Here is a 24828-nt window from a genome sequence, read left to right on the forward strand (position 1 = left end):
GGGCAGCAGCCCGGCGCCGAGGGCCAGGGCGGTGAGCAGACCCCGGGTTGGATGGGCGCCGACGGGCAGGGCGGCGACGCCGCTCAGGCCAAGACGGAGCTGCAGGGTCAGCTCGACCAGCTCGCCCAGAGCTCGCCGACACCTTCGACCCCGACAGCAGCGAGCTCAACGACCAGGGCAAGCAGGCCGTCACCAAGGTCGCCGACCTGCTCAAGGGCGCTCCGCAGGAGCTGAAGTTCGCCGTCTCCGGCTTCACCGCTGCCGGCACCAACTCCAGCCAGGACAGCCAGCAGCTGTCGCAGGCTCGCGCTCAGGCCGTCGCCGACCCGCTGACGCAGGCCGGGATCCCGGCCGACCGCATGCAGGTCTCCGGCCAGGGCGACGCGGGCGGCGACCCGGCCGCATCGCGCAAGGTCGAGGTCAAGGTCCAGTAAGCACCAGCGGCAGCGGGTCGGCCGGAGTTCGGTCGCCCCGCTGCCGCGCGTTGAGACCCCTGTCGCGATCGGGCCTGGCCAAGCGCTCACATCGGTACCCTCGTCGGGAACAGCCACGGAGGTGTCGATGGGTTCTCCCGCCGAGACGCGGACGGTCCGCGAGCCCTCGGGCGCCGCCTCTCCGGTTCCGCTCGACGCGCTGGCCGCGGTCGCCACCGGCGGCGCGATCGGCTCGGTCCTCCGCTGGTCCGCGAGCCTGCTCTGGCCCGGTCCCGCGTCGACGTTCCTGGTCAACGTGCTGGGCTGCCTGGCCATCGGCGTGCTGATGTGCGTGATCACCGAGCTCCTCACCCCGCACCGCCTGCTGCGGCCGTTCCTCGGGGTCGGCGTGCTCGGCGGGTTCACCACCTTCTCCACCTACGTCACCGATGCGCTGCGGCTGGCGCTGACCGATCCGCTGCCCGCGCTGGGCTACCTGCTTGGCACGGTGCTGTGCTGCCTGTTCGCGGTGTTCGCCGGGATCGTCGCGACCCGGGCGGTGGCGCGCGGACTGCGGCGGGAGGCGCCGTGACGCTCCTGCTCGTCGCACTGGGCGGCGCCACCGGGGCGAGCCTGCGCTTCCTGACCGACCGCTGGGTCCAGGCCCGGCACGAGACCGGTTTCCCGTGGGGAACGCTGGTGGTCAACGCGATCGGTTCGCTGATCCTCGGTCTCCTGGCCGGGGCGGCCCTGTTCGGCGCTCCGCTCCCGGTGCTGCAGACCGCGCTGGGCGTGGGGTTGTGCGGCGCGCTGACGACGTTCAGCACCTTCGGCTACGAGAGCGTGCGGCTGTTCACCGACGGCGCGCGCCTGTTCGGCCTGCTCAACGTGGTCGGGTCCGTGCTGGCGGGGCTGGGCGCGGGAGTGCTGGGCGTCGTGATCGCCGCTGCGATCTGGCACTGACGCCACCCTTCCGGGGGATCACGACACGAGTGCACGGGGGTGCTTGCGTTCCCGGGATTCGGCTCGGGTTGTCTCTAGCCTTTGAGCCACGAACCCGCACACGTGAGCGAATGGGGTCACCATGCGCACCGTCTTCATCCACGGCGAGCAGGAACGTTTCGACGAGGCCTGCGCCGAACTGATCGACCGCTTCACCAGCCGCCACCCCGAGCTCGACTCCGCGGAGCTGATCGAGCTGCTGCTCGACGACAAGTTCCTCTCCGACGGCATGCTCGCGCACTGGTGCGAGGAGGACCTCGTCCGCGCCCTGACCGAGGTGGTGCCGCGCCGGGCGGTGCTGACCGAGTCGTGGTCGGTGGCGCCCGACCTGCTGCACCGCTGGCTCGACTTCCTCGCCGAGGAACGCCTGCTGACCTCGACCGATTCGGTCCAGGCGCTGCACGAGGTGATCGACGAGGCGACCCCGGCGCACCTGACCGCGATGGCGGATCCGGGCGAGTGGAGCTCGGAGAAGTTCTGGACGACCACCATGCGCGAGCTGGGCGTGGACGACTCCGACGACGCGGCGGTGGAGGCCTTCCACGACGCCGTCGACGCCGGTGAGCTCGATGTCGACCAGGACACGGCAGACGAGATCACCGCGCGGGAGGCTTCCGAGCCGGAACCGCAGCCGCGGCTGTGGCTGAGCCCGGTGGAGCTGCCCGAGGTGGAGCCGCACCGCGCGATCGCCGCTCAGGCGCCGATCATCCAGCGCATCCGCACGGTCGTGGAGCAGGCCGACGAGGGCGCCGACAAGCTGGCCGCGGCGCTGGGCGGCGACACCGGCACGGCGGAGCTGCTGCTGGAGTGGGCGCAGCGCGCGGGTCTGCTGCGCGTCACCGGCGGGCAGCTGGTGCCGACGCTGATCGCGACTCCGCTGCTGGACGAGCCGGAGGTGCTGTGGACGAAGCTGTGGCAGAGCTTCGTGCTGCTCGACGACGTCTTCCGCGAGGGGCTCGACGCGATCACCGGCGACGCCGATGACGACGAGGACAAGCTGCCGGAGCTGGTGCAGTCCGCGTTGAGCGTGCTCTACGCGGCCGGTGAGCCGGTGGCGCTGGAGGTGGTGGCGGCCACGGCCGCCGACGTGCTGGACGCCGAGGACCCGCAGCCGGTGCAGGACCTGCTCGTCCGGATCTTCGAGCAGTGGGAGTCGATGGAGGCGCTGCGCACCCGGCCGGCCACCGAGGAGGAGCGCGGCGAGCTGCCGTTCGAGACGTTCGTGGAGCTGCTGCCCGCGGGCGCGTGGGCAGCGCGGGAGTCGTTGCGGGCGTTCGGCTTCCGCGTGCCGACCACCGATGCGCTGCGGCTGGCCCCGGCTGAGCTGGTGGTGCTGCTGTTCGCCGACGCTTCGCCGCAGGTCCAGCAGTCGCTGGTGGCCAACTGGGTCGAGCACCGGGGCGCGAAGCAGGCCGCGGAGGAGCTGACCGCGCTGCTGGAGCTGGTGGACGATCCGGTGGTCCGGCTGCCCGCGCTGGCGCTGCTGGAGACGACCGGCGACGAGGGCGTCGCGGCGGCACGAGCCGTGATCGACGATCCGGTGTGCGGTGCGGCGGTGCGGATGTGGCTGCAGGCCGCGACCGAGGAGCCGGTGGCGCGCGAGGGCGATCAGCTGCTGTTCAGCGCGGATGCGATGGCGGTGGCGCTGGAGACCGACGTCGAGCTGTTCGTCGGTGATTTCGCCGAGCTGCCCTCCGACGAGCAGTTGCGGCTGGTGGGCGAGCTGGCGGGCAGCGGGCATTCGCACGCGGAGGCGCTGCTGGCCGCGCTGGCCGAGCACCACGAGGACGAGGAGGTGTCGGCGGCGGCCCGCAACTCCGGGGATGCCTGATTCGCGGTGATGCTGCTCATGTCCGTTTGTTCCGCTAACGAGAATTGGTTAGCCTTGCAAACGAACTGACTTTTCCGAGCAGCCGCAGCCGCAGCTGCGAACGCCGTTGATGAGGGGTGGCGTGGCGATGAGCGCCGGGCACGAAGTTCGGTTACTCGACGTCTTCAAAGGACAACCGAAGGCGGTGTGGATCACCGCCTTCGCGGCGGTCATCGCCTTCATGGGAATCGGCCTGGTCGACCCGATCCTGCTGTCCATCGCCGAGGCGATGAACGCCGGACCGGAGCAGGTCACCCTGCTGTTCTCGTCCTACCTGGGCGTTCAGGTCGTGGCGATGCTGATCACGGGTGCCTTCAGCGCCCGCTACGGGCCCAAGCGCACCGTGGTCACCGGCCTCGTCCTGATCGTCCTGGCGACCATCGCGTGCGCGCTGGCCAGCTCCATTGGCCAGCTCGTCGCGCTGCGCGCGGTGTGGGGACTGGGCAACGCGTTCTTCATCGCCACTGCCCTGTCGGTGATCGTCGGTGCCGCCTCGGGCGGCCAGCAGGCGGCGATCCTGCTCTACGAGGCGGCGCTGGGCATCGGCCTGTCCACCGGGCCGCTGCTCGGCGCGCTGCTGGGCGACATCTCCTGGCGGGGCCCGTTCGCGGGCACCGCCGCGCTGATGGCGGTCGCGCTGATCCTCTCCGCCGGCTTCCTGCCCAAGGACGGGGATCGCTCGACCCGCGCCAAGATCGGAATCCTCGACCCGCTCAAGGCGCTCAAGCACGGTGCGCTGCTGCGCACCTCGCTGGGTTCGGCGTTCTACACCGCGAGCTTCTTCATCGTCCTGGCCTGGTCGCCGTTCGTGCTGGAGTTCGGCGCGATCGCGGTCGGCCTGGTGTTCTTCGGCTGGGGCCTGTGCGTGGCGGTGGCCGGTGTGACGCTGGCTCCCAAGCTGGCGGCCCGCTTCGGCGAGGTCGGCGGAACGATCATCGCGGTGCTGATCTACGCGGTGATCCTGGGCGTCATGGCCTTCGGCTCCAAGCCGGTCGTGGTCGTCGGCGTGATCCTGAGCGGCCTGGCCTCGGGTCTGCTCAACACGCTGTTCACCGGTTCGGCGATGAGCGTCAGCGACGCGCCGCGCCCGGTCGCCAGCGCCGGCTACAACTTCTGCCGCTGGCTCGGCGGTGCGGCGGCGGCCACGCTGGTCGGCCACGTCGCCACCTGGTTCGGCTCGAACCACGCGCCGTTCGCCGTCGGTGCCGCGCTCTGCGTGATCGCCGCGCTGCTGCTGGTCACCGACGTGCGCAGCAAGGCCGACGCGCACCGGGTCCCGGCCGAGGCCGCCGTGGTCGGCGAAGAGGTCTGATCGAACGACCCCGGAGGGGCGTGCGGATCTCCGGTCCGCACGCCCCTCCGCCGTTTTCGCCCAATGTTCGCCAAACGGTTGCGTGAAGGTGACGTTCGCTTACGCTCCGAGCGTTCTCGAACAGCTTGGAGGTCCTGGTGGCTCCCGAACGTCGTCTCCTGCCCTTGCTCACCGGCGGGCGTGCCCGCGTCACCTGCCGCTACCGATGTGGCGACCAGTGCTCCGAACACCCGCCGAACACCTCGGAAAACCCCTACTTCGGGCAGGTCCTGGACCAGGTGCTCAGCCGTCGCGGCCTGCTCAAGGCCGGCGCGGTGGCCTCGGCCGCGCTCGCGGTCCCGGCGCTCGCCTCCCGCGAAGCAGCCGCCGCGACCGGTCTGGACTTCGTGCCGATCCGGCCCAACACCGAGGACGCCGTGGTGATCCCGGAGGGCTTCCAGCAGCAGGTCGTGATCCGCTGGGGCGACCCGATCCTGCCCGGCGCGCCGGAATTCGACTTCGACCACCAGACCCCCGAGGCGCAGGAAGGCCAGTTCGGCTACAACAACGACTTCTGCGCGCTGCTGCCGCTGCCCGACGGTCGTCGGGTGATGGTCAACAACCACGAGTACGTCACCGAGGAGTTCATCTTCCGCGGCTACGACGCGGAGAACCCCACCGAGCAGCAGGCCCGGATCTCCTGGGCTGCGCACGGGCTTTCGGTCGTGGTGCTGGAGGACAACGAGCCGGTGATCGACCCGCTGAACCGGCGCATCACCCTCACCACCCCGTTCGAGCTGCGCGGCCCCGCCGCCGAAAGCGAGTTCCTGAGAACCCCGGCGGATCCGACCGGCACGCGCTCGCTGGGCACCATGAACAACTGCTCGGGCGGCGTGACGCCGTGGGGCACGATCCTCTCCGGCGAGGAGAACTTCCACCAGTACTTCGCCAACGCCGACGGCGTCACCGACCCGGTGGTCGCGGAACGCCTGGCGCGCTACGGGATCTCCGGTGGCGCGACCGACCGCAAGTGGGAGCGCTTCGACTCCCGCTGGGACCTCGCGCAGCAGGTCAACGAGCCCAACCGGTTCGGCTGGATCATCGAGGTCGATCCGCACGACCCGTCGTCCACGCCGGTCAAGCACACCGCGCTGGGCCGCTTCAAGCACGAGGGCGCCAACATCTGCGTCCTCGACGACGGCAGGGTCGCCGCCTACCTGGGCGATGACGAGAAGTTCGAGTACATGTACCGGTTCGTCTCCGACGGCAAGATGAAACCGGGCAGCAGCGGGCTCGCTCGCAGGCACAACATGTCGCTGCTGGACTCCGGCACGCTCTACGTCGCCAAGTTCACCGGCGACAACCCGACCGAGATCGACGGCACCGGAAAACTGCCCTCCGACGGCGAGTTCGACGGCGTCGGCGAGTGGATTCCGCTGGCGCACAACGACACCAGCTTCGTCGACGGCATGAGCGCCCAGGAGGTCTACGTCTTCGCGCGCCTGGCCGCCGACAAGGCGGGCGCCACCAAGATGGACCGGCCCGAGGACGTCCAGCCGCACCCCAAGACCGGGCGCGTGTACGCGGCGCTGACCAACAACTCCGACCGCGGCACCGACGGCAAGGCCCCCGCCGACGAGCCGAACCCGCGCAACACCAACAAGCACGGCCAGGTCATGGAGCTCGACGACGACCCGGCCGGCCTCCGGTTCACCTGGCGGCTGCTGCTGGTCTGCGGCGACCCCAACGACCCGGCGACCTACTTCGGCGGGTACGACAAGTCGCAGGTCAGCCCGATCACCTGCCCGGACAACGTCGCCTTCGACAGCCGCGGCAACCTGTGGATCACCACCGACTCCAGCGGTGCGCTCGGCTTCAACGACGGCCTCTACGCGGTCCCGCTGGAAGGCCCGGAACGCGGCCACGTCAAGGCGTTCCTCAGCGTCCCCCGAGGAGCTGAAGCCTGCGGTCCGGTCATCGAGGACGACCTCGTCCTGGTCTCGGCCCAGCACCCCGGCGAGGTGGACGGCGCCAACGCCGACAACCCGGCCAGCCACTGGCCCGACGGAGGCACCGCCCAACCCCGCCCCTCGGTGGTCGCCGTCTGGCGCTGATCAGCGCTCGAAGGTCCCGTCCTTCACGGCCCCGATGAAGTCCTGGAACCGCGAGACGGGCACGGCTAAGTGCCCGGCCTCGCGGTTCTTGGTGTCCCGGATCCCCACAGCATCCCGACCACGCCCCACCTCGACGCAGTTCGACTGGGTGCCGCTGTAGCTCGACTTCCGCCACTCCCCGAAGCCCTTGGTCATCAACCCTCCAGAAGGTCGGCGCAGGAGCGAATCACTTCGGCAGACCGCTCCGCGTTCATCGCCTGCGCGCTCAGATTAGCCGTGAGACCAAGGAATTCCGTCGTGTCTTTCAGCTCGTCGAGGAACTGCCCGGACCTGCGATGTTCGAGGTGCACGATCGGATCGGCCTTGGCGAACTCGAGCAGGAGGTGCGAGCCGTCCTGCCCGATGTGAGCACCGAATTCGAAGGGGATGACCTGGACGGTGACGTTCTCCAGCTCCGCCATCTTCACGATGTGCCGCAACTGGTCCGCCATCACGGCGCTTCCCCCGACGGGACGTCGGAGCACCGCTTCGTCGATCAGCGCGAGGTAGCGCACCGGAGCGGGACGCGTCAGGACCTCACGTCGCCCCATCCGGATCGCCACGAGCATCTCAACCTGCTCCGGCGGAACCCCTCCCGCTCGGAAGACCGCCCGCGCGTAGTCGGCGGTCTGCAGCAGGCCGGGCACTCGGACCAGGGAGAGGTCGCTGATCCGCGTCGCTTCGCGCTCGAACTCCAGAAGCGCCGACAGCTGCCGCGGAATCCCCGGGCCGCCGATCTCGACCCAGTTCGGCTGATCCGCTTCCTTCGCCGCCTCGATCAGCTCGGTCCGCCGGTCTCCGGTGACGGAGAAGATCGCGAGGAGCGCACCGATGTCCTCGGCGCCAGGCACCTTGTCACCGCGCTCGATCCGACTGATCGTTGATCGCGACATGCTCAGCCGCTCCTCAAGCCGGCGCACGGTCAATCCGGCCTGCTTGCGCAGTTCTCGCAGCTCAGCGCCGAGCACACGAGCTTTCGCGGTGTTCGCCATGCCCCTCACCTTAAGTCGCACCTCGATCACTCGATGTGATCCACGTAACTGTCTCTGAGACAAATCAGCGTCTTTGTGTCCTAGCTTGGTCCCTCACCGGCCCGAAGAGCAGGGAGACACGATGTTCAAAGCAGCTGGGGTGGACTGGTTCTGGCGCCCGATAGGCGACGGCAGGCACGCCTTCCACGCCGACGCCAAGAGCGCCGAACCGGAGGACTCGGTGAAGTCCTACTGCGGCGTCGAGGTGGAGGCCGTCCGCGTGCAGCGGATTCCGGGCGAGATCGCGTGGATCACCGAGGAGACCTGCATGGACTGCTGGCGCACGATCGCCGAGCGCAACACCTGAACCGGCGATCAACTGGCGACCCTGCGGTAGAGACGTGCCCAGGCCTGGGGTGTCAGGTCCCGGGGCAGGGGCGGCAGGTCGTGGAGGCGGTGGCCCGAGACGTTGCGGACCTTCTCCGCCAACGACCGCCCTCTCGCCTGGTAGACGGCTTGGACGAAGCTCTGGTAGCCGGGCCTGCTCGCCGCGGGGAGGAGTTGCCGCCTGGCGATGTGGAGGATTCCGCCGCTGCACGCCGGGACCGGGCGGAAGTGGTGGGCCGGGACCTCGCCGAGCAGCCGGAACTCGAACCACGGCGACCACTGGGCGTTGAGCTGACTGCCTCCGCGAGCGCGCTTGCGGGCCACCTCGTGCTGGACCAGCAGCACCGCCTCGGTCCAGTGCGGACTGGTCAGCAGGCGTCGGGTCATCGCCGTGGTGATGCCGAACGGCAGGTTGCCGACCACCGCGTGCGGCCCCGGCGGGAACCGGAATTCGCGCATGTCGCAGCGGTGGATGCGGACCTTCGGGAGTTCGGCGGCCAGGAGCTGCGCCCAGCGCGGGTCGATCTCCACCACGATCACCGGGCGATCGAGCTCCACGAGCTCTCGGGTCAGCGCACCGCGACCCGCGCCGAGTTCGACCACCGGGTGCGGGGACGGTTTCAGCGCCCGGGCCATGCGACGGGTCGTCGACGGGTTGATCAGGAAGTTCTGGCCGAGTTCGCGGCGCGCGCGATCGCGCGCCGACCTGCGGCGGTAGGACATGGGGACTGCTCCTGCACTCGCGAGCCGGAAGGGGAACCGGGTCTCGCGCGCGCAGGCCGGCGGCGAATCGGCGCAGGAGTTCAGCCCAGGCGTTCAGCCCGGAAGTCCAGCGCAGGAGTTCAACGCAGCATCAACCGCGCGTCAGGGCGAGAACCCGGACGCGAACGGCGACGCGATCCAGCCGCGCCGCCTAGGCGGAACGCAGCCGGATGAAGAAAGCAGCAGAACAAAGCCCCATGTCGACAAAGCTACAAGCCCCCACCCGCACCCCGAAACCGATTTTCCCGGCACCCTCGAGAGGGCCGGTCTCGACTGGAACCGACCGGACGAAAGGGGGTCTTGATCACGCGCGATTTCCGGCGAGAACCGTCCGGTGGTGACGCACGGCACGCAGCGGAAGACCAGCCCAGCGGGGCTTTGGCCACTCTGCGTTGCTTGTTCGGTTCTTGTTCACCCGGACGTACCGGGAACATCGCCCGATCTGACTAACGTTCGGGTGTTCCGACGAAATCCCTGGAGGTCCGCTTGTCTTCCCGACCGGACAGCGGGCGGGTCATCCCGCTCCCTCTCGCATCCCACCACAGCGCGAGTCGTTCCTCGATCACCTGCAAGTACCGCTGCGGCAACGCCTGCCAGCACGAGGCGCCGAACACCTCCGGCAACGCCTACTTCGGTGACATCGTCGAGGCCGTCCTCAGCCGTCGTGGCGCGCTCAAGGCCACCGGCGCCCTCGCCCTGACCGTGGGTGGCGCCGCCGCGCTCAGCAGCGGCACCGCGGCCGCCGCGCCGCAGCCCGGACCGGCGCGAGGCGCCGTGCCCGGCACCGACTTCGCGCCCGTCGCGCCGAACACCCAGGACGCCGTGGTCGTCGCCGACGGCTACCAGCAGGGCGTCGTGATCCGCTGGGGTGACCCGGTCGTCGAAGACGCGCCCGAGTTCGACTTCGCCAACCAGAGCGCCGCCGCGCAGGAGAAGCAGTTCGGCTACAACAACGACTTCGCCGAACTCATCGCGCTCGACCGCACCGGCGCCGAGAGCCTCCTGGTGTGCAACCACGAGTACACCACCGAGGAGCACATGTTCCTCGGCTACGACGAGAACAACCCCACCGAGGAGCAGGCCAAGATCGCCTGGGCCGCGCACGGCCTGTCGGTGGTGATGGTCAAGCGCCAGGACGACGGCAGCCTCAAGCCCGCGCCGAGCCGCTACAACCGGCGCATCACCCTCAGCACCCCGTTCGAGCTGCGCGGACCCGCCACAGGCAGCGACCTGCTGAAGACCTCGGTCGACCCCACCGGCACGACCGCCTTCGGCACCCAGAACAACTGCGCCGGCAGCCTCACCCCGTGGGGCACGATCCTGTCCGGCGAGGAGAACTTCAACCAGTACTTCGCCAACGCCGACGCGGTCACCGACCCGGTCGCCAAGGAGCGCCTCGGCCGCTACGGCCTCAAGGGCCTGGCCAGCACCCGCAAGTGGGAGCGCTTCGACAAGCGCTGGGACATCGCGCAGGAGCCCAACGAGGTCAACCGGTTCGGCTGGATCGTCGAGATCGATCCGCACGACCCGTCCTCGACGCCGGTCAAGCACACCGCGCTCGGCCGCTTCAAGCACGAGGGCGCCGCGGTCAAGATCGCCGACGACGGCCGCGTCGTGGCCTACAGCGGTGACGACGAGCGCTTCGACTACATCTACAAGTTCGTCTCCAACGGCAAGGTCAAGTCGGGGACCAGCGCGCTGGCCCGCCGGCACAACATGACCCTGCTCGACGACGGCACGCTCTACGTCGCGAAGTTCACCGGCAACAGCCCGGCGGGCGAGATCGACGGCACCGGGAAGCTGCCCTCCGACGGCAAGTTCGACGGCATCGGCGAGTGGATCCCGCTGGCCAGCGGCAAGGAGTCGTTCGTCCCCGGCTTCACCGCCGAGGAGGTCTACGTCTTCACCCGCCTGGCCGCCGACGCGGTCGGCGCCACCAAGATGGACCGGCCCGAGGACATCCAGCCCAACCCGGTCAACGGCAAGGTCTACTGCGCGCTGACCAACAACAGCAACCGCGGCAGCGACGGCAACGCGGCACCGGACGAGGCCAACCCGCGCATCGGCAACAAGCACGGTCACGTGCTGGAGGTCGACGACGACACCACCGGGACCCGCTTCGGCTGGAACCTGCTGCTGGTGTGCGGCGACCCGAACGACCCGGGCACCTACTTCGGCGGGTTCGACAAGACCAAGGTCAGCCCGATCTCGTGCCCGGACAACGTGGCCTTCGACCGCCACGGCAACCTGTGGATCTCCACCGACGGCAACGCCCTGGACTCCAACGACGGCCTGTTCGCGGTTCCGGTCGAGGGGCCCGAGCGCGGTTTCGTCAAGCAGTTCCTGACCGTGCCCAACGGTGCCGAGACCTGCGGCCCCGTGGTGCGCGACAAGCTGGTGACCGTCTCGGTGCAGCACCCGGGCGAGGTTGACGGTGCCAGCGCGGACAGCCCGGCGTCGCACTGGCCGGACGGCGGCACCTCGCAGCCGCGTCCGTCGGTCGTGGCGATCTGGCGTGAAGACGGCGGTGAGATCGGCCGCAGCTGATCCACCTTGCGAGCGCGGGGGTCTCCGGCCGGAACGGCCGGGGGCCCTCGTTGCGTTCCCGGCCCCGACGAACCCCCGCCCGACCAAACCGACACCAGCGGTAACCCATCTCCGGACCACCGCCACAACCCTCACCGGATTACCGCCGTAATCAGGACCCCGAAAACGGCGGTAATCAGGGTCACGGATCACCGCCGCACAGGAGACGGATTGCCGCCGTAATCGGGAGACGGATTACCGCCGTATTCGGGTGACGGATTACGGCGGTATTCGGGGTGTGCTGAGCCGGGCCGGGTGGGTGCCGGTCAGGACTTCGCGTTCTCCTTGGGGGCTGCGCGGAGGGCGATGACCGTGATGGCGGCGGCGATCATGACGATGCCGACGATCCAGAGCCCGGTGCGCTGGGATCCGGTGACGTCGGCCAGGGCGCCGGTGATGTAGGGAGCCGCGAAGCCGCTGATGTTGCCCAGCGAGTTGATCAGGGCGATGCCGCCCGCCGCTGCGGCGCCGGCCAGGAAGTTGCTGGGCAGCGCCCAGAACGTGGGCAGGGCGGCGCAGACGCCGACCGCGCAGACCGTCACCGCGACCATCGCCATGAACGGGTTGCCCAGGTAGAGCGCGACCGGGATGGACGCGCCGCCGAGCAGCATCGGCAACGCCACGTGCCAGACCCGCTCGCGGGTGCGGTCGCCGTGCGCGGCCCAGAACACCATCGCCACCGCGCCAATCACGTACGGAACCGCCGTGACCAGCCCGGATTCCATCGTGGACAGATCGGTGCCGTACTGCTTCTCGAAGCCCTTGACGATCGTCGGCAGGAAGAAGCCCAGCGCGTACAGGCCGTAGGCGATGCCGAAGTAGACGAACGCCAGCGCCAGGATCCGCGGGTGCGTGAGGGCTTTGCACAGCGGCCACGCGTGCGCGGACTCGGTCTCGGCGCGCTCGGCCTCGAGCTGCCCGGACAACCACTCCCGCTCCGCGGGCTCGAGCCACTTGGCCTTCTCCGGCCGGTCGGTCAGGTAGAACCAGGTGACCACCGCCAGCAGCATCGCGGGCACGCCCTCGACCAGGAACATGAACCGCCAGCCGGACAGGCCGAACACGCCGTGCCCGCTGGTGATCAGCGCGCTGGAGACGGTCGCGCCGATGGCGCTGGAGACCGGGACCGCGGCCATGAACAGCGCCACGGCCTTGGCCCGCTGCACGGCCGGGAACCAGTACGTCAGGTACAGGATGATGCCCGGGAAGAAACCGGCCTCGGCGACGCCCAGCAGGAACCGCAGCACCACCAGGGTCGTCGCGTTGGGCACGAAGGCCATCACGGTCGCGACGATCCCCCAGCTGATCATGATCCTGGCCAGCCACTTGCGGGCGCCGAAGCGGTGCAGGGCGAGGTTGCTCGGCACCTCCAGCACCAGGTAGCCGAGGAAGAAGATCCCGGAGGCGAACCCGAAGACCGTTGCGGTCATGCCCAGTTCGTCGTTCATCCCGTTCGGCCCGGCGAAACCGATGTTCACGCGGTCCAGGTAGTTGACGAAGTACAGCAGGCACAGGAAGGGCATCAGGCGGATCGCGACCTTGCGCAAGACCCGGTTCTGCATCTCCGCAGAGGCGACGTTGACGCTGCTCACCGGATGGGCATACGCGCCACCCGCCCACCAGGTCAAGGGATGACCGGAGGATGGGACGGCCGGTGACCTGGGTGAAATATGCCACCTGTAGCGTTACAGCCATGCCCGAACGCCCGATTGCCCTGGTCACCGGCGCCTCACGAGGCATCGGGGCCGCGGTCGCGCGTGAGCTGTCCAACACTCATGACCTGTTGTTGGGCGGCCGCGACACCGACGCCACGCAGAAACTGATCGACGAACTCGCCGGCGACGCCCGCCAGTGGCCGGTCGAACTCACCGACCACGCCGCACTGGCCGACGCCGCCGCCGACATCGACCGCATCGACGTCCTGGTGCACTGCGCCGGACTCGTCGAGCTCGGTCACATCGCCGACGCCACCGGCGATTCCTGGCGGCGCACCTTCGAGGTGAACCTCTTCGCCGTCACCGAACTCACCCGCCTGCTGCTGCCGCAGCTGCGCGCGTCCCAGGGCCACGTCGTGCTGGTCAACTCCGGTTCCGGCCTGAACGCCAAGCCGAACTGGGGCGCCTACGCGGCCAGCAAGTTCGCGCTGCGCGCCTTCGCCGACGTGCTGCGCGCCGAGGAATCCGCCAACCACGTGCGCGTGACCTCGGTGTTCCCCGGCCGGACGGCGACCGACATGCAGCGCTCCGTCCGCGAGCAGGAAGGCGGCCCCTTCGAGGCGGACCGCTACCTGCGTCCCGAGTCGGTGGCCAAGCCGATCATCTCGGCCGTCAACGCCACCCCCGACTCGCACCTCACCGAGATCATCGTTCGCCCCGCAGCGGCCTGATCTCCCACTTTGAGCCCCGGACCTGCGCTGGTCCGGGGCTCCGTCGTGTTCAGCCGCGGATGTGCTGGGCGGCAGTGCGGGCGGCGGCCTGGACCGTGCGGCGGTCGACGCGGGTGGGTTCGCGGTCGTTGAGGACCTCCTCGCCCGCCACCCACACGTCCCGCACGCTGCGCGAACCCGCCGCCCACACGACGTTGGACAGCACCTGCTCGTCGGGCGCGTCCAGACCCGTTGCGAACGCGGGGTTGTCGACGTCGAGGTGGACGATGTCGGCCCACCGCCCCGGTTCCAGCGCACCGATGTCGTCGCGGTGCAGCGCCGCCGCCCCGCCGCGGGTCGCGGCCAGCAGCGCCGCCCGCGCGCTCAGCGCCGTCGCATCGCCGGTCACCGTGCGCGCGAACAGGCCCGCGAGCTGCACCTCCTCCCACAGGTCGAGGTCGTCGTTGCTGGACGGGCCGTCGGTTCCCAGACCCACCGGAACTCCCGCGCCCAGCAGTTCGACCAGCCGCGCGGTGCCGGAGGCGAGCTTGGCGTTGGATCCCGGGCAGTGCGCCACGCCGACGCCGCGCCGCGCGAACAGCGCGATGTCCTCGTCGCTGAGGTGCACGCCGTGCGCTGCGATGACGCGGCCTTCGAGCACGCCGAGCTTGTCCAGCAGGGCCGGCACCGAGCCGTACTCCTCGCGCTGGGCGGTGTCCTCGGCGAGGGTCTCGGCGACGTGGGTGTGCACCAGGGCGCCGCGCTGCTGGGCCGATTCGCCGATGGTCTGCAGGGCTTCCGGCGGCAGCAGGTAGGCCGAGTGCGGCCCGTAGGCCAGCTCGATGCGCTCGCCGGGGCCGAAGCGCAGGCCGTCGGCGTCGATCCAGCGGTCGATGCCCTCGACCGCGCCCCGCCAGCCGCCCAGCGCCTCCAGCGCGGGGGTGTCGATGACGGCGGAGGCCAGCACCGCGCGGGACCCGACCGCCAGCGCCGCCTCGACCATCGACTCGGCGATGAAGTACATCTCGGCGCTGGTGGTGATGCCCGCGCGCAGCATCTCCACGCAGCCCAGCTCCATGCCCGCGCGCACGTCGGACGGGCGCAACCTTGCCTCGGCCGGGAAGATCACCTCGTTGAGCCAGCGCAGCAGCGGCAGGTCGGCGCCCATGCCGCGCAGCAGGGTCATCGGGCTGTGGGCGTGCGCGTTGATGAGGCCGGGCAGCAGGATTCCGCCGCATTCGCGGACGGTGACGTCGTTGGGCCGTTCCGGTGCGTCCTGGCGGGGCCCGCAGTAGGTGATGCGGCCGGTGTCGTCGACGTCGGCCACCGCGTCCCGGATGACCGAGCAGGTCGGGTCGCAGGGCAGTGCCATCGGTGCGTGCAGGCGGAGTGCGGTCGGCATGACCGCATTGTGCCGCACCGCGATTCGCCTCCGGCCGCTCCTGCGGTTGGCCGAAAGGCCGACCTGCGCTGGCCGATCGGCTGATCTGCGCGGCTCGATTCCTGGCCGGCGGGCCGATACCGGTCTCCGGCCCGGTGCCCGACTCTGGGAGCAGGCCGCACCGAGGCCCCGCCCCTAGGGGCAGGACCCCGATGGGCCGACCGAATGATCAGGGAAAACATCCCCAGCTGGCCGATCCGCGCAGGCCCCTGCAGCAGCCACGCTGGGCATGACGAACCGAGTCGGGGAGGTTCACCATGTTCGAGACGACGATGACCGCGATCGCGACCGCCATGGCGATGATCGCGCTGCTGCTGATGGCGCTGAGCTCCGTGCTGCCGGACCTGCTGGAGAACTACGGCGGCAGGAACCGCAAGCGGCGTGGGCGCCGCTTCAGTCCTGGGGCAGGTCCGTGCCCAGACACCGGCGGCTCATCCGGGACAGAACGTCGTAGCGGGGCCGATTTCGCTCTTCTGGAGCCGGGGCCTGCGCCGGTACCTGCTCCTGGCGGGCGGTTACCCGCTGCTCCGGCTCTGGTGGATCGTCCGCTCCGCTTCTGGCTCGGCGGGCCGCGCTCTTGCTCACCGTGAACGCGGGCGTGGAGCGGCTGGGCCGCGGCCCGGAGCGCAGCCATTCGAGCCGGTGCAGCGCCTCGCTGTGGTGATCGGTGATGGTGATGCGGGCGGCGTCGAAGGAGTGCAGCACGGCGCGGTTGATCTCGACCACCGCCCGGTCCCGCCACAGGCTGCGTTCGGTGGCGGTGTCCATGCCGAGGCGTTCGGCGACTTGCCTGGTCAGGCCGTAGGCGTTGTCGTCGGCCAGGCCGCGGGTGCCGATCTCGGTGCCGACGAACCAGGTGTTGAACGGCGCCGCCGGGTAGCGGATGCCGCCGATGTCCAGCTGCATGTTGCTGATCAGCGGGACGCTGTGCCAGCGCAGCCCGAGTTCGCCGAACCACCGGTGTTCGGGGTGCTCCAGCGGCACTTCCTGCACGACGTCGCGCGGCACGGGCACGAGCTTGACGCCCTCGTGCTCGGTCTCCACGACCAGCGGCAGGTGGTCGAAACGACTGCGCTGCGCGGGCGGTTTCCAGCCCAGGCGCTGCGCTTGCGCGGTGAAGCCCTGGTAGCGGGCGTCGCCGAGCACGCCGCCGTCGGCCAGCGAGTAGCCGGCGTAGCGGACGACCTGCTCGTTCCAGATCCGCGGACCGCTCGCCTCGGGTGAGTCCGGGGCGAAGACGGTGACCAGCGGCTGGATGCGACCGGCGTTGGTGGCCAGCCGCAGGTGCTCGAAGCACTCGCTGGCGATGGCCGAGGCGTTGCGGAGCCCGCGCAGGTCGCGCACCTTGAGGCGGCGCCAGGGCAGACCGCTGGTGCACCAGCCGCTGTCGCGCAGCGCCACGCGGGCGCCGTAGGTGAGTTCGGCGGTGGTGTGCCGGTAGGTCCCGGTCTCGGCGATGCTGCGCCGCACTTCGGCGAGCCGCTCGCGCAGGGACCCGGCTTCGGGGTGAGCGGAGTGGAAGGAGCGCAGGAAGTCCTCGGCGGCTGTTTCCGACGGGCTCGTCTGGCTCGGGATGAGTTCCTCGCGAATAGCCGTCACGCTGCGAGAACGTAGTCTGCGGAACCGCTGACTGGGCAGTCTTCGGGCGATCACTTTTCGGTGATCTTGAACCACCACGAACAGGTGGTCAATGACGCGATGTAACTAGTTTCGACACGTCCGCCGGAACCCTTGATCGACCATTCGAGTGAACAACTGCGTCCCTCAAGCCCCCACCAAGCCGCGCCCGGGGCGAGAACTCCGGGGCGCGAACCGCGGTTCTCGCCCCGGGGACGGCTTCAGGCGCGTTCGTAGATGAGGTCGTGGATCTCGCGGCCTTCGTCGTGGGCGCGGTTCTCGAACTTGGTGACCGGACGCCAGTCGGGGCGCGGGGCCCAGCCGCCGGGCTCGTCGGCGAAGCGGTTGCGCAGCTGCGGTTCGCCCTCGCAGACCTCGCGCATCTGCTCGGCGTAGTTCTCCCAGTCGGTGGCCAGGTGCAGCACACCGCCGGGACGCAGCCGCGAGGCGATCAGCGCGACGGACTCGGGCTGGACCAGGCGGCGCTTGTGGTGGCGCTTCTTCGGCCACGGGTCCGGGAAGTAGATCCGCACCTCGTCCAGCGATCCCGGCTCGACGTGCTCGCGCAGCAGCACGATGGCGTCGCCGCGCAGCAGCCGGAGGTTGGTGACCTCCAGCTTCTCGGCGCGCAGCATCAGCTGGGCGAGACCGGGCTTGTAGACCTCGACCGCCAGGTAGTTGACGTCGGGCTGCGCGGCGACCAGCTGGGCGGTCGTCTCGCCCATGCCGGAACCGATCTCCAGCACCACCGGCGCGGAGCGGCCGAACCAGGACTGGACGTCCAAGGGCCCCTCGGGCAGCGCGGTGACTTCGGAGCCGAGCTCGGCCCAGTGGCGATCCCAGGCCCGCTGCTGCCCGACGGTCATCCGCTCGCCCCGCTGGACGTAGCTGACGACGGTGCGGCGGAACGGAACCTGCTGGTCAGAGGAATTCACGAGGAAGAATTATCGCAAACCACCAGCTCGCCCCGGCCACCGCGTTGGAGTCGCACTCGACGCTCCGTCGTCAGGCCCTGCGCAAGCGGCGTAGCCGCGAGGCGTGAAGCCCACCCTCGCAACCTGCACCACCGCGGGTTCTGCTACCCGCACCGCCAAGCAGAACGACCACGGATGTTCCGGGTCACCAGGACTCGATCTGTGGGAGCAGGGAGAGCAGCTTCGTCGTGCTGGTCGGGACTGGGAGGGATTCCTCGTCGCCGTAGGCGGGGACCGCGTTGAGCCAGCCGTCGTGCTCGTCGGTCAGGACGACGGTGGTGGGCATCCGCACCGAGCCGCGGTCGGAGGGCGCGTACTCCCAGTACCCGGCCTCGCTGGTGCCGACCCAGGGCACGAAGACCCAGCCGGGGCGGGACGAGAGGATCGCGTGGACCTCGTCCTCGATCTCGAACGCCTCGGCGCGCGAGCCGATGTTCCCGCGGTCCAGCGCGCGCAGCCACCAGGGCGCGGGCAGCCGGCGCTTGGCGCCGTTGAGCTTGCGGAAGAGCTCCAGGACCTGGCGCTCGGAGGCGGTGTGGATCCAGCTGCGGCGAAGCGATGCGGGTGTCGCGGGTTCGGTGGCAGGCGGGTGGGCCTCGGTCGCCAGCGACCACTCGAGACGGGGAACCGGTTCCAGTTGGACGTCGTTGCCGCCCTGCTTGGCGCGAACGGCTCCGCTGCGGGGTATTTCGATCAGTGCACGCTCTTGTGAAGACAGCATGTCGTCCACTCCTCTGTGTGGAGAAAGACGCGAGCCGAACTACTCGCCCACGGCCAGCGCATGCCCCCAAGCGACGCTGGTTGCGGGACACCTCTACTTATGCCTTACCACATGCAAGCTGACGAATGAGACAACCGTGTAAAATGTGACGGCAATCACACACCAGACTCGTTCGGTTGACCTAGCGGAAGTCGGCTCGACAGGGCGGGTCGTGGCGGTTGGAGTAGAGGCGTGCCGGATCAGACGTTCCAACGCGTGGAGATCAACGGCGGCGTGGTCGTGGGTGTGGACGCCTCGGCCTCGTCGCTGCGAGCCCTGCTGGTCGCGGCCGAGGAGGCGGAGCGCCGCAACGCGGTTCTGCACGTGGTCCGCGCCTGGAGCATGCGCACCGCTCCTCGCCCGGCGGACTGCCCGCCCAACGCGGTCCCGAGCATGGACGCCTTCCAGCAGGAGGTCGAGCGGGAGACGGCGAAGCTGGTGGCCGACAAGCTGGGCGATCCTCCGAAGGTCGCCACGGAGATCCACGCGGTCCACTCCCCGTCCCCCCAAGCCCTGCTCTCGGCCTCCCGAGGAGCGGACCTGCTGGTGGTGGGCCACCGGGGCAGAGGAGGCTTCGCAGGCCTCATGCTCGGCGCGGTCGCGGAACAATGCGTGAGACACGCAGCCTGCCCAGTGCTGGTCGTAAGACCCTCGGTCTAGAACGAACCGCACACCGTCAGGCAAGCGACGAAGTCGCTTCCCCTTCACCCCACCCCAGCAACCGGCACCGCCGCGGGTTCTGAGCGGCGCTGTGGCGAGCACGCCGTGACGCCGTGTATTGGCATACATAAGTCTCGGCGCGCGGAGTCCACAGCGCCGCTCAGGTTCCGCTTCTGGCACCGCTGAGCAGGGTGACCACGGAGTCTTGTTAGTGGACGGAACCCACAACCCAACCGGAACAGGCTCTCGCCCAACCGCACCGAGCATCAGAGAAAACCAAGAGAAAGCACAGGGCCCGGGCCATCCCCCGAATGACAGCCCGGGCCCTCCCCCGTCCCGACCGCCGGCGCCCCCGAGCGCTACTGCAGTCGGTCGTCTTTGGTTGTGCTTCAGCGTTCTCGGATCACCGGGTGATCCTCCGCTGACTCACCGTGTCCTATGTGACCCGGTGCGATCGCCGGAGCCGTTGGCGTCCGCTCGATCTTGCGGCCGATCCTATCGGTCGGCGTGATCAGGCTCTCGGCCGGGCTCGGTAACGTTTTGCTATCCCGGGCCCAGCTGGGGATTCCCGATTTGATCAAGCACTTTCGGCTTCATGATCAAACCCGCTGGTCAGGCATCGCGCCGGTGGGTCACGACGAGTCCGATCACCCAGACACCCACCGTGACGGCTCCGAAGTAGGCGAGCGCGCCCCAGGGGCCGAGGGGCATGTCGACGGACATGGGTCCACCGCCGGAGAGGAAGTGGTCGGCCATCACGAAGGGCATCCACCGCTGGGCGTCGGGACCGATTTCGGGCACGAGCGCGATGAGGTTCTCCACCAGCAGGGACCACAGCAGCAGCACGGTGACGGCGCCCGCGGTTTGCCGCAGGAGCATGCCGACGCCGACGGCGAGGATCGCGGAGAACGCGAAGACCGGTCCGACACCGGCGATCTGGCGCCACTGCTCGGCGGTGGTGATCGCGAGGTCCGAGCTGGGTTGCAGCGCGGTGGAGATGCCCCACGAGCCGAAGGCGCCGATCTCGCCGATGATCAGCGCGAGGACCGCGACGACGGTGGTCTTGGCCAGCAGCACGGCGGTCCGGTTGGGCACGGCCTGGAAGGTCGCGCGGATGGTGCCGAAGCGGTATTCGGTGGTGATCGCGAGCGCGGCGAGCACGAGCGTCACCATGAGCCCGAACTGGTAGCCGAACTGGGTGGTGCGCAGCGAGATCCCGTCGGAGTAGCCGGCGATGAGCGCGGTGAAGCCGATGGGCAGGGCGAGCGCGAGGAACATGCACCACCAGGGGGAGCGGGTGGAGAAGAGCTTCATCCGCTCGACGGCGAGCAGGGTCATCGGGCCACCCCCTGGGCGGTCAGCTCGGTCGCTTCGCCGAGCGCGGTCTGGTACTCGACGGCGTCGCTGGTCATCTGCATGAAGGCGTCTTCCAGCGAGCCGCGCTGCGCGGTGAGCTCGTGCAGGACGATGCGGTGCTGCGCGGCGATTTCGCCGATCTGCTCGGTGGTGGCGCCGTCGACGACGAGCCGGTCTTCGGCCGCGGTGCGGATGGTGACCTGGTGGTCGGTGAGGAGTCGCTGCAGCTGCGGCGCTTCGGGGGAGCGCACGAGGACGGAGCTGCTGCCGGCGTTGTCGACGAATTCGGCGGTGCTGCACTGCGCGATGAGCTTGCCGCGCCCGATGACGACGAGTTCTTCTGCGGTGAGCGCCATTTCGGACAGCAGGTGGCTGGAGACGAAGACGGTGCGGCCTTCGGCGGCCAGGCCCTGCATGAACCGGCGGATCCAGTGGATGCCTTCGGGGTCGAGGCCGTTGACGGGTTCGTCGAACAGCAGCACTTCGGGGTCGCCGAGCAGCGCGGTGGCGATGCCGAGGCGCTGGGACATGCCGAGCGAGAAGCCGCCGGCGTTGCGCCGGGCGACGTCGGTGAGGCCGACCTGCTCGAGGACTTCGTCGACGCGCTGCATCCCGATGCCGTTGGAGCGCGCCATCCACCGCAGGTGGGCGCGGGCGGATCGGTTGGGGTGGACCCATTTGGCGTCGAGCAGCGCTCCGACGGTGCGCAGCGGGTTCTTGAGCTCGTCGTAGCGCTTGCCGTTGATGCGGACTTCACCGGAGGTGGGGTTGTCGAGTCCGAGCATCATCCGCATCGTGGTGGACTTGCCCGCGCCGTTGGGGCCGAGGAATCCGGTGACGTGACCGGGTTTGACGGTGAAGGACAGGTCGTCCACCGCCACCTTCTGGCCGTAGCGCTTGGTGAGGCCTCTCGCCTCGATCATTGATCACTCCTGTTGCTGGGACGCGGAGCTGTGCCGGTAGTAGTGAACCGGCCCCGAGGATGACGCACCTCAGGGTTCTCCCGGAGCGCCACCCCGGCCCTCCTCTCGCCAGTCCACTGTGGATCTTTCAGCTGAAGAGGCGGTCGAGCTCGACGGCCAGGCCGTCCTCGGCGACGGTGCCGATGGTGGCGTCGGCGGTGGCCTGCAGGTCGAGCGGGGCTTGCCCCATCGCGACGCCTCGAGCCGCCCAGCTCAGCATCTCGAAGTCGTTGGTGCCGTCGCCTGCGGCGAAAGTGCGATCCGGGGTGATGCCGAGTTCGGTGCGCAGCTTCTCCAGCGCCGCCCCCTTCGACAGGCCTTCGGGGACGACGGTGACCCAGGGCTCGTAGGTGTCGACGGTGATGGCGCAGTTCGGCAGCCGGGTGTCGGCGAGCGTCTCGGCGAGCTCGGCCGGGTCGTGCTCGGTCCACTCGGCGATCAGCCGGGGCACGGGTTCGGCGGTCAGCTCCTCGACGGGGGTGAGCCGCTGCGGCCCGTGCAGCTTCTCGGGGTCGAACGGCGCGGAGACGAGGTTGCCGACGCCGACGTCCTCAGCGGCGAAGATGCAGCCGGGCAGCTGCTCCTGGAGGAGCCGCAGCACCGGGGTCGCGTCGAAGGAGGCGACCGAGACGGGTTCGCGGCGGGACACGTCCACCAGCACCGCACCGTTGGAGCACAGGGCGAATCCGCTGGTCAGGGCCAGTTCGTCCAGCACGGGAAGGGTTCCGAGAAAGGTGCGCCCGGTGGCCACCACGAGCTGGGCGCCGGAGTCCACCGCGCGCCGGACGGCGGCCTTGACCGCCTCGGAGATGGTGTCGGTGTCCGGGTCGAGCAGGGTTCCGTCGATGTCCAGGGCGACGAGTTCGGGCTTGAAGTCAACGCTCACCCACGCAGGCTAGCCGCGCCGGGCGAACGGGGAGCGAACAGTCCTCTGTGGACTTGACCCGGAGCGGCGGGGCTCCGTGGCAGGATGGGGCGGGCGGACCACCGGGAAGTCCGGAATGTCTGACTCCGTCGGAAGGGCACCTTGAACACGGCACCCGAGCAGCACTGGGCAGGCCCGTTGTCGGCCGCTGTGGCCCGGTTGTGCGCGGAGCTGCAACCGCAGGTGTCCGAGCGCACCGCCGAGGGGTTCGCCGACGTGCTGCGCAGGCTCGGCGCCCCGCTGCAGGTCGCCGTGGCCGGGCGGATCAAATCCGGCAAGTCCACGCTGGTCAACGCGCTGATCGGCCGGAGGGTCGCGCCCACCGACGTCGGCGAGTGCACGCGCCTGGTGACCCGCTTCCAGTACGGCACGGTGGACCGGGTCGAGGTCGTCTTCCACGACGGCCGCAAGCAGGCCGTCCCGTTCGACCCCGGCGGCGGCATCCCCGCCGACCTGGGCGTGGACTTCGACGAGGTCTCCCACCTGGAGGCCTACCTGACCAACGCGGTGCTGCGCGACCTCACGGTCATCGACACCCCGGGCCTGGGATCGCTGGACACCGCCTCGGTCGCGCGCACCGAGCAGGCGGTGGGCACCCAGCAGCTCGACCCGGTCTCCCGGGACGCCGTGATCGGCGCGGAAGCCGTGCTCTACGTGGTCACCCAGGGCGTACGGGCCGACGACGAGCAGGCGCTGGCCGCCTTCACCGCCGCCACCGCCAGCCGCGAGGCGGGACCGGTGAACGCGATCGCGGTCCTCAACAAGGCCGACATGATCGAGGCCGACACCGTCGAGGGCGCCGACGACGACGTGTGGAAGGCCGCCGAGATCCTCGCCGCCAAGCAGTCCGAGCTGCTCAAACCCAAGGTCGCCGACGTGCTGCCGGTGATCGGGCTGCTCGCCGAGACCGCCGAGACCGGCGGCTTCACCGCGGCCGACGCCGAGGCGCTGCGGTCGCTGGCCGAGCTCGACGAGTCGACGCGGGAGACCCTGCTGCTGTCGGCGGACCTGTTCACCAGCTGGGAGTGCGACGTCCCGGCGGGCACCCGCACCCACCTGCTGGAGCGGATGGACCTGCACGGCGTGCGCTGCGCGCTGGAGGTGCTGGACTCCGAACCCGACATCACCGCCGGTGATCTGCGGCGGCGCGTCCGCGACTCCTCCGGGCTGGCGACGGTGCTGAGCAGGCTCGACTCGGTGTTCCGGGTGCGCGCGGACGGGATCAAGGCCGCCGCGGCGCTGGCGTCGATCACCGCCCTGGCGCACTCCTCCGGCGATCGCGACGAGCGGGCGAAGGTGCACGACGCGATCGAGGGCCTGCTGGCCAGGCCCGAAGCCCACCAGCTGCGGGTGCTGGAAGCGTTGACGCTGGTCGCGGCCGGGTCGGTGGAGATGCCGCCGGACCTGGCCGACGAGGTCATGCGGGTCGGGGGCAGCACCGATCCGGGCGAGCAGCTGGGCGGTCCCGGGCTGCCGCAGGCCGAGCTGACCGAGCTCGCGCTGGAGCGCGCCAACTGGTGGCGGTCCTTCTCCTCGTTCGGCGCCACGCCCGCGCAGAGCCGGGTCGCGCACGTGGTGCACCGGGCCTACTTCCTGATCTGGCAGCAGCTGCGAACCAGGTGATCACCGTGCGGAGCTGGAGGCGGTCGAAGAAGTCACCCGAAAGCGGAACCGAGCACTTATCGGGTTCGTCTGTTCTGAACGAGGCCGGTGACCAGGCCTCCGACGCTGACGCCGATCAGGGGACCGACATGACCGCCGTGACCAGCGAAACCGTCACCGACCCGCTCGAACAGGCGCTCACCGACCGCGCCGCGCTGATCCAGCTGTGCGTGTACGCCGTGGACCGCGCCCGCAGCGCAGGGGTGGCCGAGCGCCTCGCCGAAGGCCTCACCAGCATCGGCGTCTCCCCGCTGCGCCCCGACGGCCAGCGCTTCGACCCGGCCTTCCACGAAGCCGGCGGCACCCTGCCCACCGACGACCCCGCCCTCGACGGCCTCATCGCCGAAACCGAACTCCTCGGCTTCGCCGACCACGACCGGGTCCTCAGAGCACCGGTAGTCACGGTCTACCAACTGCGCAGGTGACTTCTGCGATCTGTGGTCATCTTGCTCGGCGGTGCGGGTAGCGGAACCTCAGACGCCGCCTGGCTCCGGGCGCCACTCCTGATGTATGCCAATACACGGCGTCGCGGCGTCCTCACCAGGCGACGTCTGAGAACCCGCAGCGGTGCCAGCTGCGATGGCGGTTCCCACGCCTCGCGGCTACGCCGCTTGCACGCCCTACAAGGCTCCTGCAGAAACGGGTACCTTCTCGTGGGACCTACGGAGAGG

Annotated in this window: 23 protein-coding genes; 12 read left to right on the forward strand and 11 right to left on the reverse strand. The window is 69.9% G+C overall.

Annotation, left to right across the window (positions count from 1 at the left end):
- Nucleotides 1-47 precede the first annotated feature (47 nt).
- The 6 genes from R4I43_RS27550 (at nucleotide 48) to R4I43_RS27575 (ending at nucleotide 6690) form a co-directional block, all read left to right on the forward strand.
- On the forward strand, nucleotides 48-434 hold the full coding sequence (locus R4I43_RS27550; protein ID WP_324268597.1) for an OmpA family protein: 387 nt from the start codon (nucleotides 48-50) through the stop codon (nucleotides 432-434).
- Nucleotides 435-561: 127 nt separating this feature from the next.
- Nucleotides 562-1005, forward strand: a complete 444-nt coding sequence (locus tag R4I43_RS27555; RefSeq protein WP_324268598.1) for a fluoride efflux transporter FluC — start codon at nucleotides 562-564, stop codon at nucleotides 1003-1005.
- Entirely contained in the window at nucleotides 1002-1376 is a 375-nt protein-coding gene (gene crcB / locus R4I43_RS27560) for a fluoride efflux transporter CrcB (protein WP_324268599.1), read from the forward strand. The genes R4I43_RS27555 and crcB overlap by 4 nt, the downstream gene beginning before the upstream one ends.
- Before the next feature lie 121 nt (nucleotides 1377-1497).
- Nucleotides 1498-3246, forward strand: coding sequence for a hypothetical protein (locus R4I43_RS27565; RefSeq protein ID WP_324268600.1), 1749 nt, complete (start codon nucleotides 1498-1500; stop codon nucleotides 3244-3246).
- A gap of 127 nt (nucleotides 3247-3373) precedes the next feature.
- Nucleotides 3374-4597, forward strand: coding sequence for an MFS transporter (locus R4I43_RS27570; RefSeq protein WP_324268601.1), 1224 nt, complete (start codon nucleotides 3374-3376; stop codon nucleotides 4595-4597).
- Between the two features lie 134 nt (nucleotides 4598-4731).
- A complete protein-coding gene (locus R4I43_RS27575) occupies nucleotides 4732-6690 on the forward strand; it encodes a PhoX family protein (RefSeq protein WP_407691323.1) in 1959 nt (652 codons plus the stop codon).
- On the opposite strand, the gene R4I43_RS27580 is transcribed toward R4I43_RS27575, so the two are convergent.
- Together R4I43_RS27580 and R4I43_RS27585 are read right to left on the reverse strand one after the other, a co-directional pair.
- Nucleotides 6691-6885 (reverse strand): DUF397 domain-containing protein, encoded by a 195-nt coding sequence (locus tag R4I43_RS27580; RefSeq protein WP_324268603.1) that lies wholly within the window; start codon nucleotides 6883-6885, stop codon nucleotides 6691-6693.
- Complete coding sequence (locus tag R4I43_RS27585; protein WP_324268604.1) at nucleotides 6885-7721, reverse strand: helix-turn-helix domain-containing protein; 837 nt, start codon at nucleotides 7719-7721, stop codon at nucleotides 6885-6887. The genes R4I43_RS27580 and R4I43_RS27585 overlap by 1 nt, the downstream gene beginning before the upstream one ends.
- A gap of 121 nt (nucleotides 7722-7842) precedes the next feature.
- On the opposite strand from R4I43_RS27585, the gene R4I43_RS27590 reads away from it, so the two are divergent.
- Nucleotides 7843-8067, forward strand: coding sequence for a zinc finger protein (locus tag R4I43_RS27590; RefSeq protein WP_324268605.1), 225 nt, complete (start codon nucleotides 7843-7845; stop codon nucleotides 8065-8067).
- 8 nt (nucleotides 8068-8075) lie between these two features.
- On the opposite strand, the gene R4I43_RS27595 is transcribed toward R4I43_RS27590, so the two are convergent.
- A complete protein-coding gene (locus R4I43_RS27595; protein ID WP_324268606.1) occupies nucleotides 8076-8810 on the reverse strand; it encodes a ribosomal RNA small subunit methyltransferase A in 735 nt (244 codons plus the stop codon).
- 525 nt (nucleotides 8811-9335) lie between these two features.
- Here R4I43_RS27595 and R4I43_RS27600 point away from each other — a divergent pair.
- Complete coding sequence (locus tag R4I43_RS27600) at nucleotides 9336-11396, forward strand: PhoX family protein (protein WP_324268607.1); 2061 nt, start codon at nucleotides 9336-9338, stop codon at nucleotides 11394-11396.
- A gap of 305 nt (nucleotides 11397-11701) precedes the next feature.
- Here the strand turns inward: R4I43_RS27600 and R4I43_RS27605 are convergent, their stop codons facing one another.
- A complete protein-coding gene (locus R4I43_RS27605; RefSeq protein WP_324268636.1) occupies nucleotides 11702-12997 on the reverse strand; it encodes an MFS transporter in 1296 nt (431 codons plus the stop codon).
- A 131-nt stretch (nucleotides 12998-13128) separates the two neighbouring features.
- Between R4I43_RS27605 and R4I43_RS27610 the strand changes: the two genes are divergently transcribed.
- The gene (locus R4I43_RS27610) at nucleotides 13129-13821 is read left to right on the forward strand and encodes an SDR family oxidoreductase (RefSeq protein WP_324268608.1); all 693 of its coding nucleotides are present in this window, start codon (nucleotides 13129-13131) and stop codon (nucleotides 13819-13821) included.
- Nucleotides 13822-13870: 49 nt separating this feature from the next.
- On the opposite strand, the gene R4I43_RS27615 is transcribed toward R4I43_RS27610, so the two are convergent.
- From R4I43_RS27615 to R4I43_RS27630, 4 genes are all read right to left on the reverse strand, one after another.
- Entirely contained in the window at nucleotides 13871-15202 is a 1332-nt protein-coding gene (locus R4I43_RS27615; protein WP_324268609.1) for an amidohydrolase family protein, read from the reverse strand.
- Between the two features lie 432 nt (nucleotides 15203-15634).
- Nucleotides 15635-16840 (reverse strand): nitric oxide synthase oxygenase, encoded by a 1206-nt coding sequence (locus R4I43_RS27620; protein WP_324268610.1) that lies wholly within the window; start codon nucleotides 16838-16840, stop codon nucleotides 15635-15637.
- Nucleotides 16841-17079: 239 nt separating this feature from the next.
- Nucleotides 17080-17724: a tRNA (guanosine(46)-N7)-methyltransferase TrmB gene (gene trmB / locus R4I43_RS27625; protein ID WP_324268637.1), complete on the reverse strand. Its 645-nt coding sequence runs from the start codon at nucleotides 17722-17724 to the stop codon at nucleotides 17080-17082.
- A gap of 253 nt (nucleotides 17725-17977) precedes the next feature.
- The gene (locus R4I43_RS27630) at nucleotides 17978-18553 is read right to left on the reverse strand and encodes a hypothetical protein (protein ID WP_324268611.1); all 576 of its coding nucleotides are present in this window, start codon (nucleotides 18551-18553) and stop codon (nucleotides 17978-17980) included.
- Nucleotides 18554-18784: 231 nt separating this feature from the next.
- Between R4I43_RS27630 and R4I43_RS27635 the strand changes: the two genes are divergently transcribed.
- Nucleotides 18785-19252, forward strand: a complete 468-nt coding sequence (locus R4I43_RS27635; RefSeq protein WP_324268612.1) for a universal stress protein — start codon at nucleotides 18785-18787, stop codon at nucleotides 19250-19252.
- Nucleotides 19253-19864: 612 nt separating this feature from the next.
- On the opposite strand, the gene R4I43_RS27640 is transcribed toward R4I43_RS27635, so the two are convergent.
- The 3 genes from R4I43_RS27640 to R4I43_RS27650 all read right to left on the reverse strand — a co-directional run bounded on the left by R4I43_RS27640 (nucleotide 19865) and on the right by R4I43_RS27650 (nucleotide 22456).
- Nucleotides 19865-20590, reverse strand: coding sequence for a hypothetical protein (locus R4I43_RS27640; protein WP_324268613.1), 726 nt, complete (start codon nucleotides 20588-20590; stop codon nucleotides 19865-19867).
- Nucleotides 20587-21531: an ABC transporter ATP-binding protein gene (locus R4I43_RS27645; RefSeq protein ID WP_324268614.1), complete on the reverse strand. Its 945-nt coding sequence runs from the start codon at nucleotides 21529-21531 to the stop codon at nucleotides 20587-20589. The genes R4I43_RS27640 and R4I43_RS27645 overlap by 4 nt, the downstream gene beginning before the upstream one ends.
- 127 nt (nucleotides 21532-21658) lie before the next feature.
- Nucleotides 21659-22456 (reverse strand): HAD family hydrolase, encoded by a 798-nt coding sequence (locus tag R4I43_RS27650; RefSeq protein WP_324268615.1) that lies wholly within the window; start codon nucleotides 22454-22456, stop codon nucleotides 21659-21661.
- 141 nt (nucleotides 22457-22597) lie between these two features.
- Here R4I43_RS27650 and R4I43_RS27655 point away from each other — a divergent pair, with 141 nt between their 5' ends.
- Both R4I43_RS27655 and grpE read left to right on the forward strand, forming a co-directional pair.
- Nucleotides 22598-24118, forward strand: a complete 1521-nt coding sequence (locus R4I43_RS27655; protein WP_324268616.1) for a dynamin family protein — start codon at nucleotides 22598-22600, stop codon at nucleotides 24116-24118.
- The gene (grpE, locus tag R4I43_RS27660; RefSeq protein ID WP_324268638.1) at nucleotides 24118-24582 is read left to right on the forward strand and encodes a nucleotide exchange factor GrpE; all 465 of its coding nucleotides are present in this window, start codon (nucleotides 24118-24120) and stop codon (nucleotides 24580-24582) included. Before R4I43_RS27655 ends, grpE begins: the two co-directional genes overlap by 1 nt.
- Nucleotides 24583-24828 lie beyond the last annotated feature (246 nt).

This window comes from Saccharopolyspora mangrovi (genome assembly GCF_035320975.1).
Lineage (GTDB): Bacteria > Actinomycetota > Actinomycetes > Mycobacteriales > Pseudonocardiaceae > Saccharopolyspora > Saccharopolyspora mangrovi.